Below are 14,287 nucleotides of genomic sequence, written 5' to 3'. Positions count from 1 at the left end.
ACCCGAAAAACTGTGAAGTCGCACCAGTAGCCCGTACCGGTGTCTCAAGTCCCATTCATACAAGCCGATACCGGATCCATGGATAGACTCAGCCTCATTGGACTCTTTCTCGCCCTGGCCTCGCTGGTCGGCGGCAGCATCCTCAAGGGCGCCGGCCTGGCGTCGTTGTGGTCGCCTGCGGCGTTCGTGATCGTCATCGTCGGCACCGTGGCCGCGATCCTGTTGCACACCTCGCCCGCAGTATTCAAGCATGCCTTCAGGATCGTGCGCTGGGTCGTGCGCCCGCCCCACAGTGATCGCCGCGAGCTGATCCAGCAGATCGTCGAGTGGAGCAACATCGCCCGCCGCCAGGGCCTGCTGGGCCTGGAATCGCAGGTGGAAGCACAGCAGGACCCGTTCCTGCGCAAGGGCCTGCAGCTGCTGGTGGACGGCGTCGAACCCGAATCGATGCGGCACATGCTGGAAATCGAACTGGGCAGCCAGGAACACCAGGACCAGGCCGGCGCCAAGGTGTTCGAGGCGATGGGCATCTATGCACCGACGCTGGGCATCATCGGCGCCGTGCTGGGCCTGATCGCGGTGATGAAGAACCTGGCCGACCCGAGCAAGCTCGGCCACGGCATCGCCGCCGCGTTCACCGCAACGATCTATGGCATCGCCTCGGCCAACCTGCTGTTCCTGCCGATCGCCGCCAAGCTCAAGAGTGTGATCTCGCACAACACGCGCGACCGCGAAATGGTCATCGAAGGCCTGATCTCGATCGCCCAGGGCGAAAACCCGCGCAACATCGAAACCAACCTTTCCGGCTTCCTGCACTGACATGGCCCGCCGCAAGCACCACGAAGAGCATGCCAACCACGAAGCATGGGCGATCCCCTATGCCGACCTGATGACGCTGCTGCTCGCCTTCTTCGTGGTCATGTACGCAATTTCCTCGGTCAACGAGGGCAAGTACCGGATCATGGCCGACGCACTCACCGATGCCTTTGGTGGCGCGCCGCGCACGATCAATCCGGTGCAGGTCGGCAACAAGCAGGTGCAGGGCGGCGGCTGGGACAGCCCCTCGGTGATCAAGTCCGGCACCAAGATCGGTCCGTCCGCACCGGCACCCTCGCACGACCCCACCCTGCTGCCGTCGATGGCCTCGCAGATGCGCATGCCGGTTTCGGTGCACAACCAGGAACAGATCGCGCGCGCCGAGCGCCAGCTCAACAGCATCGCCGACCGCCTTACCGCCGCGCTGGCGCCGCTGATCGACCGCGGCATGATCAGCGTGCGCCGCACCGAGCTGTGGATCGAAGTCGAGATCAACAGCGACATCCTGTTCCCCACCGGCTCGGCCGCGCTGGACGTGCACGCGCGGCGAACCCTGGCCAGCCTGGCTGAGGTACTGCGCGACGTACCCAACAGCGTGCGCGTGGAAGGCCACACCGACAACGTGCCGATCGCCACTGCCACCTTCCCGTCCAACTGGGAGCTGTCGGCCGGACGCGCCGCCAGCGTGGTGCACCTGTTCGCCGACCAGGGCGTGCAGCCATCGCGCCTGGCGATGGTCGGCTATGGCCAGTTCCGCCCGCGCGAAGAAAACGACAGCGCGCAGGGCCGCAACCGCAACCGCCGGGTGATGGTCATCATCCTGGCCGACACCTCGCACTCGGTGGATCCGCTTGGGCAACGCCTGAACGCGGCCTCCGGCGCCACTGACAGCACCGCCACCGAACAGGCCGCCGCAACGCCGGCCCGCGCTCCCACCTCCCCCATCGCACCGGTGACGTTGCCGCCGGTGCCGGCTGGCAGCCGCGTCGGCGCCGCCGTTCCCCCGGCAATGAAGGAGTAACCCGATGCGCATCTGGGCAGTCGCCAACCAGAAGGGCGGAGTCGGCAAGACCACCACCACCCTCGCCCTCGGCCGCGGGCTGGCCACGCTCGGCCATCGCGTGCTGCTGATCGACCTCGATCCGCATGCCTCGCTCAGCCGCGCCTTCGGCGTGCCGGTGGATCCGCCGCCGGCCGGCGTGCTGGAACTGTTCGGCGCCCCGCCGGCCGACCTTGCCAGCCTGTGCCATGCCAGCAACATCCATGGCCTGGACTACGTCTGCGCACAGTCCGCGCTGGCCACGCTGGAGCGCCGCAGCGCCAACCAGCCTGGCCTCGGCCTGGCCCTGCAGAACGCGCTGGCGCGCCACCAGGGCCAGCACGACTACATCCTGCTGGACTGCGCGCCGACCCTTGGCCTGCTGATGATCAACGCACTGGCCGCCGCCGACCGCCTGATCATCCCGACCCAGGCCGAGCCGCTGGCCCTGCACGGCCTGGACGGCATGGTCCGCACCGGTGAGATGGTCGAGCGTTCGCGTCGCCGACCGCTGCCGATCTCGATCCTGCCGACCCTGTTTGATCGCCGCACCCGCGCAGGCAACGAGTCGCTGCGCACCATGCAGGACCGCCACGGCAGCCGCGTATGGGAAGACGCGATTCCGATCGACACCCGCATCAGCAACGCCGCCGGCCTGACCCTGCCGAGCGTCGGCGAGGACTACCCGGGCCGTGGCCTTGCCGCCTACCGTCGCGCGTTGAACTGGATCCTCGGCGAGGATGCCCGTGCCCTGGAGCAGGCCGCATGAACAGTACCGGCATCCTCGACGACTACCTGGACGAACTGCTCGGCGAGGCGATCGCCCCGGCCGCCGTTCCCCTGCCCGCGCCGGTCAGCGCCGCCCCGGACCAGCCCAGCCAAGCCTCTGCCGAACGCGAGCCGACCTGGGATGACCTGCCGGCCGAGGTGATCTACGAAACCGAGACCATCGCCGCTGCCGCTTCCGCTTCCGTGGACAACGCCTCACTGGAGGGCGCCTTCGAGGCCGCCTCCGCGCCCGTCAGCGTGATCGATGCAGAACGCGAACCGACGTGGGACGACCTGCCCGCCGAAGTAATCTACGAAACGGACGCCGTCGTCGCAGTCCCGGCCGAGGATGGCGCCGCGCTGGAGGCAGCCTTCGAGGCCGCCGCCGCACCGGCCAGCACCGCAGCCGCAGAACGCGAGCCGACCTGGGATGACCTGCCGGACGACGTCATCCACGAGCCCGCGCCGCCCCCCGCTGCAAGCACCGGCCCGGAGCCCACCTGGGACGATCTGCCGGACGAAGTGATCTACGAGACCGATCCGGCTGACAGCCAGCGCCTCGCCCACACCGACAGCCCCGGGCTGCAGGCCGCGTTCGAGGCGGCTGCCGGCGGCGAAGACGTCCCCACGCCGCCGCCTGCCGTGGTCGCAGCGCCGGTGGCACCACCGGCGTCACGTCCTGCACCGGCCCCGGCCGCATGCGCCGCCGCCACACCGCCGCCGCGCGTCGCCGTCGACGCCCCCGCAGGCAACCGCCCCGGCACCTGGCAGGAACTGCAGGCGCAAGCCCAGCAACCGGCCCGCAGCCCGCATCCGCAGAACCGTCGCGCCGGCGAACGCACGTCGCGCTGGCTGCGCCTGCGCTGCGGCACCCAGGCCTATGCCCTGGAACTGCTGAAGGTCCAGGAGGTCGTGCTGCCGGTGCCACTGCTGCCATTGCGTGGCACCGCCGCAGCCATGCTGGGCATCATGAACCTGCGCGGCCAGGTCGTCCCGGTGATGGACCTGGGCCTGCACCTGGGCGCGGCGGCTGCCGAGGACGACGCCCAGACCCGTATCGTGGTCCTGGAAGAAAACGGCGAGACCATCGGCCTGCGCGTGTCTGCAGTGGAAGACGTCGCCAACCTCACCGATTCGCAGATCGAACCGCCCGATACCGCACGCATCTGCCAGATCTCCAATGATCTGTTCCGTGGCGTGGCCCGGGTCAGCCAGCGCCCGATGATCCTGCTCGACGCCACCCGGCTGCTGAGCTGAGCCGCAAAGAAAAAGGGGACGGAGGGGATTAAGTCGCAATCGACCTGGCTCTACTGCAGCCCCCTCGGCAACGGCGACCGCGCAGTGGGGACGTAAGGTGTTGATCCAACGGATCAACTCCTTGCGTCCCCGACAGGCACCGCGTCGGCGCAAAGCGCCGAGCCAGTTGCGACTTAATCCCCTCCGTCCCCTTTTCAACGGCGACCCGAACAGCACCGCATCGGCGCACCGCGTCGATTCCCCTAAAGAACCCCACCGGGGTGCCGTTATGGATCACGGAACCGTTTGTCCGGAGCAACGATGAGCACTGTCGAACTGGGTGGGGATCTCGGCATCGAGAGCACTACCGAGCTCAAGAACCGCCTCGCCCCACTGGTGGAGCAGGCAGGCGAGCTGACCCTGGATGCCAGCCAGGTGGCCCGCATCCACACCGCCGCCGTGCAGGTGCTGTGTGCGTTCGTGCAGGCGCGCCGCGAGGCAGGCCTGGGCACCGGCTTCCACGGTTGCACCGCAACCTTCCGTGACGCCGCGCGCCTGCTGGGCGTCACCCAGGCCCTGGGCCTGGACGTAACCCATGACAACCTGAAATCTGTGGAGAACGCTGCATGAGCGCACGTATCTTGGTGGTGGACGATTCGGCGTCGATGCGCCAGATGGTGTCCTTCGCCCTCACCTCGGCCGGTTTTGCCGTCGAAGAAGCCGAAGACGGCGCGGTCGCGCTCGGTCGTGCCAAGGGCCAACGCTTCAATGCGGTGGTCACCGACGTCAACATGCCGAACATGGACGGCATCGCGCTGATCCGCGAACTGCGCCAGCTGCCGGACTACAAGTTCACTCCGCTGCTGATGCTGACCACCGAATCGGCCGCCGACAAGAAGTCCGAAGGCAAGGCCGCCGGCGCCACCGGCTGGCTGGTCAAGCCGTTCAATCCCGAACAGCTGGTCGCCACCGTGCAGAAAGTGCTGGGCTGATCGCCCGGCACCGCTCCCCCTCTTCGCTTCCGGACCACCACTGCCATGAGCATGGACCTGCAACGCTTCCACGCCACCTTCTTCGAGGAGAGCCGCGAAGGCCTCGACGCGATGGAGGCTGGCCTGCTGGCCCTGGAATCGGGGCAGCAGGACGCGGAGATCATCAATTCGGTGTTCCGCGCTGCCCACTCGATCAAGGGCGGCGCCGGCACCTTCGGCTTCGACGCGATCGCCGGCCTGACCCACGTACTGGAGACGTTGCTCGATGAGCTGCGCGCCGGTAAGCGGGCACTGGAAGGCCACGCCGTCGACGCCATGCTGTCCTCAGTGGACGTGCTGCGCGCCCTGCTGCGCGAAGCCGAACATGGCCAGGCCGCCGATCCCGCCGCAGTCGCTGCGGTGAAGGCCCGCCTGGAAGCCGTGCTCTCCGGCCAGGCCGCCACCAGCGTCCCGACCGCCGCCGCAGCCAAGCTGGACGACACCCCGGAAGCCTGGCAGATCGGCTTCACCCCGGCGCCGTCACTGTTCATGAGCGGCAACGACCCGCTGCGCATCATCCGCGAACTGGAACACCTCGGTTCGCTGCAGGTCGCCGCGCGCATGGAACGCCTGCCGGGCTTCGCCCAGCTCGATCCACTCGAAGCCCACCTGGCGTGGGACCTGGGCCTGGTCGGCAAGGTGCCGCGCAGCAAGATCGAAGACACGTTCGCCTGGGTGCTGGACGACTGCGAGCTGGACATCCGTCCGGCCGCGCCACCGAGCCTGGCTACCCAGGCCCCGGCCACAGCAGCTCCCGCTCCGGCGGCAGCAGCACCGCCGGCTCCCGCCGCGCCTGCCGCCAGCGGTGGTGCCGCCCAGGAAGCGGAAACCTCCATCCGCGTCAGCGTCGACAAGGTCGATGCGCTGATCAACCTGGTCGGCGAGCTGGTCATCACCCAGGCCATGCTCAAGCAGGTCTCGCACGCGCTGGATCCGGTCCACGCCGAGAGCCTGTTCGCCGGCCTGGACCAGCTTGAACGCAACACCCGCGACCTGCAGGAAGCGGTGATCGGCGTGCGCATGCTGCCGGTCGATGCAGTGTTCCGCCGCTTCCCGCGCCTGGTCCGCGACCTGTCCAGCCGCCTCGGCAAGCAGGTGCGCCTGCGCACCGTCGGCGAAGGCACCGAACTGGACAAGGGCCTGATCGAGAAGATCGCCGATCCGCTGGTGCACCTGGTGCGCAACTCGATCGACCACGGCCTGGAAATGCCCGACGTGCGTCGCGGTGCGGGCAAGGACGAAACCGGCACGATCACCCTGGCGGCCTCGCACCAGGGCGGCCACATCGTCATCGAAGTCAGCGACGACGGTCGCGGCCTGGACCGCGGCAAGATCCTGGCCAAGGCCCACGAACGCGGCCTGGCGGTGCCGGACAACCCGACCGATTCGCAGGTCTGGGACCTGATCTTCCAGCCGGGCTTCTCCACTGCCGATGCAGTGACCGACCTGTCCGGGCGTGGCGTCGGCATGGACGTGGTCCGCCGCAACATCCAGGCACTGGGGGGCGAGGTGCAGATCGAAAGCAGCCTCGGCGCCGGCACCCGCACGCTGATCCGCCTGCCGCTGACCCTGGCCATCCTCGATGGCATGACCGTGGCGGTGGCGGGTGAAACCCTGATCCTGCCGCTTGCTTATGTGCTTGAGGCGCTGCAGCCGCAGGCCGAGGACATCCGCAGCATGGCCGGCGAGGGCCGCGTGCTGCGCGTGCGTGGCGAGTACCTGCCGATCCTGTCGCTGAGCGAGTACTACGGCTACGGCAACCGCGCACCCGGCAGCGAATCGCTGGTGGTGGTGGTCGAAGGCGATGGCCAGAAGATCGCGCTGGAAGTGGACGAGCTGGTCGGCCAGCAGCAGGTGGTGGTGAAGAACATCGAGAACAACTACCGCCGCATCGGCGGGGTATCCGGTGCCACCATCCTCGGCGATGGCCGCGTGGCCCTGATCGTCGACATCGGCGGGCTGGTGCGTTCGCTGCGGATGCCGCAGGCCGCCTGATCCACGCTGCCTGCGTGCACTGGACCGCCGCCCTTCGGGGCGGCGGTTTTTGTTTGCGCGCGCTCCGGCCACGTGTGGCTGGGGTCAGATCCCTTTTCTTTCAAAAGGGATCTGACCCCAATCCGCGCCCGAACCCATTCCGTGATCTCCGTCGCCGCGCTGGTTTCGTTCGCAACCACGCCACCGAAGCGGACAGCCCGCCATTGCAGCACTTTCGCGCTGCACTCCCTACGCATCCGAATGTGAACTGCGTCCATAAAGTCCATCCGAACCGCGCCGCTATTTCGCTTTGACGGCCGTCACCGAACCCCACCGGGCACCCCCGTTCGCTCTGCAACCACCCCCAGCCGACGCAACGACGCCGGCGCCCTGCCCACCTGGAGCACCCTGCATGAAGTGGTTCCACGATCTGCCCATCGCCCGCAAGCTGGCCGTGGGGTTTACTCTCACCACCCTGATGACCGTCGTGCTGGGCGCATTCGCCCTGCTGCGCCTGAGCGAGGCCAACGCGCAGCTCAGTGCCATGGCGTCCAACGATATTCCGTCCGTGCAGTACCTCGGCGAAGTCCGCTCGCAGCTGGGTGAGTTCCGCACCTATGAGCTGGCCCAGCTGAGCATGCTGGACCAACCCGAGAAGGTGGCCGACTACAACAAGCGAATGGACGACACTGCCGCCGTCGTGCGCGAGCAGCTGGCCGCGTACGCCAAACTGCCGGCCGGTGCCAAGGAGCGGGAGCTCTACCGTGCCGTGCAGGCCGACATCGATGGCTACTTTGCAGCCAATGCCAAGCTGCGCGAAGCGGCCACCGCCGGTGATGGCGTCGTCGCACGCCAGATCTCCGACGACCAGTCGCGTCCGCTGCGCCGCAAGGCCTTTGAAGACCTCAAGGCACTGGGTGCGTACAGCAGCTCGCTGATGCAGGGCAAGATCGACAACGCCAATGCCACCCACCGCAACAGCATGCTGGCGATCATTGCCGCCATCGTATTGCTGGTTGTGGTCGCCGCTACCCTGGCGGTGGTCATCTCGCGCGCCGTGGTCGGGCCGCTCGGCAAGGCGGTGAACGCCATCCAGGCCGTCGCACGCGGCGACCTCAGCGTCACCACCCAGAGCACCGGCAAGGACGAGGCGGGCCGCATGCTCGCCGCCACCACCGAAATGACCGCGATGCTGCGCCGCTTCTCCGAGCAGACCCAGCTGATGGCGCAGATGCACGCTGGTCCGGACATCAGCCATCGCATTCCGGAAGACTTCCCGGGCGTCTACGGACAGCTGGCCAGCGGTATCAACACGGTCATCTTCGAACATCTCGACGCGATCCGCGATGCCATCGACGTGCTCAACCAGTACGCCACCGGCAACCTCACCCCGGATGCACGCCGCCTGCCGGGCAGCCGTGCGATCCTGCACGAGTCGATGGATGCGGCCAAGGCCAGCCTGTTGGCCATCAACACGCAGATCCAGCAGCTGGCCTCGGCAGCCGCTGCCGGTGACTTCAGCCAGCGCGGCGATGCGCAGCGTTTCGATCACGATTTCCGCGTGATGATCGAACAGCTCAACAGCATGATGCAGGTGGCCGACGGCAACCTCGGCCAGCTCTCGCAGCTGCTGCAGTCGATCGCCGCCGGCGACCTGACCGCACGCATGGACGGCCAGTTCAACGGCGTGTTCGCGCGCATGCGGGACGACGCCAACACCACCGTAGCGCAGCTCACCCAGATCGTCGGCCAGATCCAGGCCAGCGCCGGCAGCATCACCCTCGCCGCCGGCGAGATTGCCTCCGGCAACAGCGACCTGTCGCGCCGTACCGAGCAGCAGGCCGCCAACCTGGAAGAAACCGCCGCTTCGATGGAGGAGCTGACCTCCACCGTGCGCCAGAACGCCGAGCATGCACGCCAGGCCAACCAGCTCGCGATCGGCGCGCATGGCGTCGCCTCGCAGGGCGGCGAAGTGGTCGGCCAAGTGGTCAGCACCATGTCGGCCATCGAAGCCTCGTCGAAGAAGATCGCCGAGATCATCAGCGTCATCGACGGCATCGCCTTCCAGACCAACATCCTGGCGCTGAATGCCGCGGTGGAAGCCGCCCGTGCCGGTGAACAGGGCCGCGGCTTCGCCGTGGTCGCCAGCGAAGTGCGTACCCTCGCCCAGCGCTCGGCTGCCGCCGCCAAGGAGATCAAGGGCCTGATCGACGACTCCGTCGGCAAGGTCGCCGAAGGCTCCAGCCTGGTCCACCAGGCCGGCAGCACCATGGGCGAGATCGTCGCCTCGGTGCAGCGGGTGACCGACATCATGGCCGAGATCTCCGCGGCCTCGCAGGAACAGTCGGCCGGCATCGAGCAGGTCAACCAGACCGTGGTGCAGATGGACGAGACCACCCAGCAGAATGCCGCGCTGGTGGAAGAAGCCACCGCCGCCGCACGTGCGATGGAAGACCAGGCCGTGCAGCTGGGCGAAGCCGTGGCCCGCTTCCGGCTGGCATCGCAGGGCACCACCGCCATCCCGGCCCGCCCGCTGGCGGCACCGGTACCGCGCCAGGTCGCAGCGGCAGCGCCGGCTGCCAGGCCCGCCCCCGCACGCCCGCTACGTGCATCGGCAGCGCAACCGGCACTGGCCGCCGACGGCGACTGGCAGGAATTCTGACAGAACCACGGGGTCAGATCCCTTTCCCGCGGGAAAGGGATCTGACCCCTTACGCATGGAAAGTGATGTAATTCTCACTTCATAATCCGGTGCAGAGGCCGATATCCCCATTGAGCCTCGCGCCAACGCGTGCTGGCGCCCGCCCCTGACCGTAGATTCCATGTCCGACGGCAACGACACTGCAGTGCATGATGTCCACGCGGCTGATGCCGCCGACGAACGCTTCCTGGTCCGCAACCCGCGCCAGCTGCGCCAGCTGCTGCGATCGCTGATCGACCAGCGATCACTGATCAATGCGCATATCGACGGCCGCGACCGCTCGTTCCCTACTGCGTTGCTTGATCTCGACGAGGACGAGGACTACCTGCTGCTCGATGGCAGCCCGCAGGAAGCCTCCAACCGCGCCGCCGAACAGGCCGACCACCTGCTGTGCTTCGCCCAGCTCGAACGCGTGCTGGTGCGGTTCCGCCTGCACGAACTGCAGCGCGTGGACAACGACGGCCACGTCGCCTTCCGTGCTCCGTTGCCGCACGAACTGGTGCACCTGCAGCGCCGCGAACTGTACCGGCTGGAAACACCGGTCACCGACTCGCCGCACCTGCTGCTGCCCCCCGGCGAAGCGCGGGCCGAGGCCTTGTCGATGCGCGTGGTGGACATCAGCGGCGGTGGCCTGGCCGTAGTGGTTCCCAACGACTGCGCGGTGTTCGGCCTGCAGAAGCGCTATCCGGCGCGGTTGTCGCTGCCCGACGGCCCCGACCTGGACATCGAACTGGTGGTCTGCAACCTGCTGCCGCAGCGCCAGCCCAATGGCATCGAGGTCAAGCGCGTGGGCATGCGCTTTGAAAGCCTGCCGCGCGGCGCCGACAGCGCCATCCAGCGTTACATCTTCCGCATCGACCGCCAGCGCAAGGCACGCCGCAACGGCGAGCTCTGAGGCCGTCCCACCGGCAGTGCCGGCCGCTGGCCGGCAACCCTGGAACGTATACCGGGGTCAGATCTCTTTTCCCTGAAAAGGGATCTGACCCCATCCACGCACCCTCCCCGGTAGATCCACGCCATGCGTGGATGCCTTCCCCGGCACCTAAAGTCCCCCCCAGCGGGGCCGATATCGAGCCTGACACCGGGACTTCCGGCAGAACCAGGACCCCTCGATGAACGACAAGACCAGCTCCGCCGCCAGCGCCGGTGGCGAATTCCTCAGCTTCACCCTCGGTGCCGAGCACTACGGCGTGGACATCCTCAAGGTGCAGGAAATCCGCGGCTACGACGCCGTCACCCGCGTGCCGGATGCCCCGGACTACATCAAGGGCGTCATCAACCTGCGCGGCACCATCGTGCCCGTCATCGACCTGCGCCTGAAGCTGCGCCTGGACAACGCCCGCTACGACGCCTTCACCGTGATGATCGTGCTGAACGTGGAAGACCGCGTGGTCGGCATCGTCGTCGACAGTGTCTCCGACGTGATCCCGCTGTCGGCCGAACAGATCCGCCCGACCCCCGAATTCGGCGCTGCCGTCGACACCCGTTTCATCTCCGGCATCGGTACCCACGACGACCGCATGCTGATCCTGCTGGACATCGAAACCCTGCTCGACAGCGCCGACATGGGCCAGGCCAGCCTCGCCGAAGACGCCGCTGCCTGAGCAAACGGAACTGCTTCACGTTCCAGTCACAAAACCCTTCAGTTCCCCCCGGCGATGCCGATAGGGGGACAGACGCCGGTCGCGCAGGAGCGCGCATGACCGGCCCGACCGTTACCATCCCCGGAGATACCCCTCGATGAAGTCCCTGCTTGCGTTCGTTTCGGCCGCTGTCCTGGCCACCACCGCCGCCTCCGCGTTCGCCCAGTCGGCCGACATGATCCCGCCGGAACTGGCGCCGCGTTCGGTCGGCAAGGACGGCATGGTCTGTGGCAAGGTCGAAAAGGCCCGCTACGCAGAAGGTTCCGAAGGCCAGCCGACCTTCCTGTACATGGGCGGCGCCTTCCCGCGCCATACCTTCTCGGCCCGCATCGCCGGTGAGAACCGCGGCAAGTTCTCCTTCCCGCTGGAAACCCTGGAAGGCAAGACCGTCTGCGTGATCGGCAAGATCCAGCGCGACGCCTCGCGCGCGGAAATCGAAGTCAGCTCGCCGGCTGGACTGAAGCTGGCCAACATCAAGTAATCCGCTGTCCGTCGAACCACGCCGCACCTCGTGCCGGCGTGGTTTCTGCTGCAACCGGGCCCGATGCCCGGGCGCGTCTGCCTTAGGAGCTCGCAACGCCCATGCCGTGGATCAACAACCTGAAACTGATGCCGAAGCTGCTGCTGACCTTCGGTGTCCTCCTGCTGGTGATGCTGCTGCAGGGCATCGTCGCCTATCGCGGCCTGCACTCGCTGAACAACGTCACCACCGAGCTGGCGGGTTCTCGCATGGAGAGCATCCGCATGGCCGGCGAGATGCGCGGCATGCTGGGGGAATACCGCAACGCCGCCTACCAGCAGCTGATCCGCGCCAGCGACGACGTCAAGGCCGATGCACGCAAGCAGACCGTCGACCTGCGTACCAGCATGGAAAAGTCGATCAAGGACTATCCGAAGCTGGTCGACAACGCACAACAGAAGAAGCTGTTCGACAGCTTCGCCAAGGAGTGGAAGGACGCTCTGGCCTCCTATGACAGCGTCACCGAGATGCTGGAACTGGACCTGCCCGACGATGCCATCGATACCTTCGTCGGCGAGACCCGCACCAAGCACCGCAAGGCCGCATCGGCGCTGGAAGCACTGATCGCCGAAGACAACCGCCTCGCCCGCGCGTCGCGCGAAGAGGCCGAATCCACCTACTCCGCCTCGGCCGTGCTGACCGTGATCGCCCTGCTGGGCGGCGCCGCGCTCGGCCTGGTGCTGGTCTGGCTGTTCGCCCGCGCCCTGGTCGGCAGCGTGCGCGGCGCCGTATCGGTTGCCAACGACGTTGCCGGCGGCAAGCTCGATGGCCACATCGACGTCAGCCGCCAGGATGAAGTGGGTGAACTGATGCAGGCCATGCAGCGCATGCAGCGCGACCTGCGCGAGCGCATTGAAACCGACCAGGCCGTGGCGCGCGAGAACCTGCGCATCCGCACGGCATTGGATTACAGCTCGACCGGCGTCTACCTGACCGACACCAGCAACACCATCGTCTACAGCAACCGCGCCCTGCAGCAGACCCTGAGCCAGTACCAGGACGAAGTGCGCCGTGACCTGCCGGACTTCGATGCGCAGGCCTCGCTGATCGGCAAGCCGGTCACCGTGCTTGAACACCACGGCGAGATGGACCAGGTCCTGCTGGGCAACCTGAAGGCACACGGCGTGGCCCGTCGCCCGATGCAGTACGGCGATGCCCAGTTCGCCCAGGTGGTTTCGACCATCCGCAATGAAGGCGGCGACACCGTCGGCTACGTGGTGGAATGGCGCGACCGTACCCAGGAAGCGCAGGTGGAAGCCGAAGTGGCGCGCGTGATCGCCCAGGCCGCCGCCGGTGACCTGTCCGGCCGCATCGATGCCAGCGACAAGGAGGGCTTCTTCCTGCAGCTGGCCCAGCAGATCAACGGCCTGCTCGACGCCAATGCCGGCAGCATCGAACAGATCTCCGGCCTGCTGGCCGCACTGTCGCAGGGTGACCTGACCGTGCGCATGCACGGCGACTACCAGGGCGTGTTCGCCCGCATGCGCGACGATGCCAACGCCACCGCCGCACAGCTTAGCGAGATCGTTACCCGCATCAAGCAATCCAGCCGCGCGATCAGTTCGGCAGCCGGCGAGATCGCCTCCGGCAACAGCGACCTGTCGCGCCGTACCGAGCAGCAGGCGGCCAACCTGGAAGAAACCGCTGCTTCGATGGAGGAACTGACCTCCACCGTGCGCCAGAACGCCGAACACGCCCGCCAGGCCAACCAGCTCGCGATCGGCGCGCATGGCGTCGCCTCGCAGGGCGGCGAAGTAGTCGGCCAGGTGGTCACCACCATGTCGGCCATCGAAGCCTCGTCGAAGAAGATCGCCGAGATCATCAGCGTCATCGACGGCATCGCCTTCCAGACCAACATCCTGGCTTTGAACGCGGCGGTGGAAGCCGCCCGTGCCGGTGAACAGGGCCGCGGCTTCGCCGTGGTCGCCAGCGAAGTGCGTACCCTCGCCCAGCGCTCGGCTGCCGCCGCCAAGGAGATCAAGGGCCTGATCGATGATTCGGTCGGCAAGGTCAACGATGGCTCGGCGCTGGTGCACAAGGCCGGCGCCACCATGGGTGAGATCGTCGCCTCGGTGCAGCGCGTGACCGACATCATGGCCGAGATCTCCGCCGCCTCGCAGGAACAGTCGGCTGGCATCGAGCAGGTCAACCAGACCGTGGTGCAGATGGACGAGACCACCCAGCAGAACGCCGCGCTGGTGGAAGAAGCCACCGCCGCCGCACGTGCGATGGAAGAACAGGCCGGCCACCTCAGCGAGGCCGTGTCGATCTTCGTGGTGGACGAAGCCGAGACCGTGGCCGCCCCGTCGCGCGCCGCTGCCCCGGTCCCGCGTGCTGCCGCACCGGTCGCACCGGCTCCGGCTGCCCCGCCGGCCCGCCGCACGGCGGGTGGTCGCCCGATGGCCACCGAGCTGGCTGATGGAGACTGGCAGGAGTTCTGATGCCCGCCTGACCTGACGTACGAGAACGCCCCGGCCCTGCGCCGGGGCGTTTTCGTTTACGGGGTATCTGGATATCAGCCAACGGCGGAGCCCCTCGGGGTGGTCGGTCGAAAAGCTG

Annotated in this window: 12 protein-coding genes; all 12 read left to right on the top strand. The window is 67.5% G+C overall.

The window, feature by feature from the left end; genetic code table 11:
• The first annotated feature begins 78 nt into the window (after positions 1-78).
• Positions 79-819 (top strand): flagellar motor protein, encoded by a 741-nt coding sequence (locus B9Y82_RS07810; RefSeq protein WP_100441742.1) that lies wholly within the window; start codon positions 79-81, stop codon positions 817-819.
• A gap of 1 nt (position 820) precedes the next feature.
• A complete protein-coding gene (motD, locus tag B9Y82_RS07805; RefSeq protein ID WP_100472187.1) occupies positions 821-1,837 on the top strand; it encodes a flagellar motor protein MotD in 1,017 nt (338 codons plus the stop codon).
• 4 nt (positions 1,838-1,841) lie between these two features.
• Complete coding sequence (locus B9Y82_RS07800) at positions 1,842-2,624, top strand: ParA family protein (protein WP_100472186.1); 783 nt, start codon at positions 1,842-1,844, stop codon at positions 2,622-2,624.
• The gene (locus B9Y82_RS07795; RefSeq protein ID WP_100472185.1) at positions 2,621-3,880 is read left to right on the top strand and encodes a chemotaxis protein CheW; all 1,260 of its coding nucleotides are present in this window, start codon (positions 2,621-2,623) and stop codon (positions 3,878-3,880) included. Before B9Y82_RS07800 ends, B9Y82_RS07795 begins: the two co-directional genes overlap by 4 nt.
• A 300-nt stretch (positions 3,881-4,180) precedes the next feature.
• A complete protein-coding gene (locus tag B9Y82_RS07790; RefSeq protein WP_014647026.1) occupies positions 4,181-4,489 on the top strand; it encodes an STAS domain-containing protein in 309 nt (102 codons plus the stop codon).
• Complete coding sequence (locus B9Y82_RS07785; RefSeq protein WP_005409521.1) at positions 4,486-4,851, top strand: response regulator; 366 nt, start codon at positions 4,486-4,488, stop codon at positions 4,849-4,851. Before B9Y82_RS07790 ends, B9Y82_RS07785 begins: the two co-directional genes overlap by 4 nt.
• Before the next feature lie 45 nt (positions 4,852-4,896).
• Positions 4,897-6,885, top strand: coding sequence for a chemotaxis protein CheA (locus B9Y82_RS07780; RefSeq protein WP_100472184.1), 1,989 nt, complete (start codon positions 4,897-4,899; stop codon positions 6,883-6,885).
• 391 nt (positions 6,886-7,276) lie between these two features.
• The gene (locus B9Y82_RS07775; RefSeq protein ID WP_100472183.1) at positions 7,277-9,526 is read left to right on the top strand and encodes a methyl-accepting chemotaxis protein; all 2,250 of its coding nucleotides are present in this window, start codon (positions 7,277-7,279) and stop codon (positions 9,524-9,526) included.
• Between the two features lie 160 nt (positions 9,527-9,686).
• On the top strand, positions 9,687-10,460 hold the full coding sequence (locus B9Y82_RS07770) for a flagellar brake protein (RefSeq protein ID WP_100472182.1): 774 nt from the start codon (positions 9,687-9,689) through the stop codon (positions 10,458-10,460).
• Between the two features lie 217 nt (positions 10,461-10,677).
• A complete protein-coding gene (locus B9Y82_RS07765) occupies positions 10,678-11,169 on the top strand; it encodes a chemotaxis protein CheW (RefSeq protein WP_005409516.1) in 492 nt (163 codons plus the stop codon).
• 136 nt (positions 11,170-11,305) lie between these two features.
• A complete protein-coding gene (locus B9Y82_RS07760; RefSeq protein WP_005416411.1) occupies positions 11,306-11,689 on the top strand; it encodes a hypothetical protein in 384 nt (127 codons plus the stop codon).
• A 101-nt stretch (positions 11,690-11,790) separates the two neighbouring features.
• Positions 11,791-14,169: a methyl-accepting chemotaxis protein gene (locus B9Y82_RS07755; protein WP_100472181.1), complete on the top strand. Its 2,379-nt coding sequence runs from the start codon at positions 11,791-11,793 to the stop codon at positions 14,167-14,169.
• The last annotated feature ends 118 nt before the right edge of the window (positions 14,170-14,287 follow it).

The sequence above is a fragment of the Stenotrophomonas maltophilia genome (assembly GCF_002799155.1).
Taxonomy (GTDB): domain Bacteria; phylum Pseudomonadota; class Gammaproteobacteria; order Xanthomonadales; family Xanthomonadaceae; genus Stenotrophomonas; species Stenotrophomonas maltophilia_R.
The sequence above is the reverse complement of the archived record's forward strand: the minus strand, read 5'-3'. Positions and strand labels throughout refer to the sequence as shown.

What these genes read in the sequence shown, in the direction of transcription:
- B9Y82_RS07760 (WP_005416411.1), top strand. Translation starts at nt 11,306, where the DNA reads ATGAAGTCCCTGCTTGCGTTCGTTTCGGCCGCTGTCCTGGCCACCACC.
- motD (WP_100472187.1), top strand. Translation starts at nt 821, where the DNA reads ATGGCCCGCCGCAAGCACCACGAAGAGCATGCCAACCACGAAGCATGG.
- B9Y82_RS07775 (WP_100472183.1), top strand. Translation starts at nt 7,277, where the DNA reads ATGAAGTGGTTCCACGATCTGCCCATCGCCCGCAAGCTGGCCGTGGGG.
- B9Y82_RS07770 (WP_100472182.1), top strand. Translation starts at nt 9,687, where the DNA reads ATGTCCGACGGCAACGACACTGCAGTGCATGATGTCCACGCGGCTGAT.
- B9Y82_RS07780 (WP_100472184.1), top strand. Translation starts at nt 4,897, where the DNA reads ATGAGCATGGACCTGCAACGCTTCCACGCCACCTTCTTCGAGGAGAGC.
- B9Y82_RS07755 (WP_100472181.1), top strand. Translation starts at nt 11,791, where the DNA reads ATGCCGTGGATCAACAACCTGAAACTGATGCCGAAGCTGCTGCTGACC.
- B9Y82_RS07800 (WP_100472186.1), top strand. Translation starts at nt 1,842, where the DNA reads ATGCGCATCTGGGCAGTCGCCAACCAGAAGGGCGGAGTCGGCAAGACC.
- B9Y82_RS07785 (WP_005409521.1), top strand. Translation starts at nt 4,486, where the DNA reads ATGAGCGCACGTATCTTGGTGGTGGACGATTCGGCGTCGATGCGCCAG.
- B9Y82_RS07810 (WP_100441742.1), top strand. Translation starts at nt 79, where the DNA reads ATGGATAGACTCAGCCTCATTGGACTCTTTCTCGCCCTGGCCTCGCTG.
- B9Y82_RS07790 (WP_014647026.1), top strand. Translation starts at nt 4,181, where the DNA reads ATGAGCACTGTCGAACTGGGTGGGGATCTCGGCATCGAGAGCACTACC.
- B9Y82_RS07795 (WP_100472185.1), top strand. Translation starts at nt 2,621, where the DNA reads ATGAACAGTACCGGCATCCTCGACGACTACCTGGACGAACTGCTCGGC.
- B9Y82_RS07765 (WP_005409516.1), top strand. Translation starts at nt 10,678, where the DNA reads ATGAACGACAAGACCAGCTCCGCCGCCAGCGCCGGTGGCGAATTCCTC.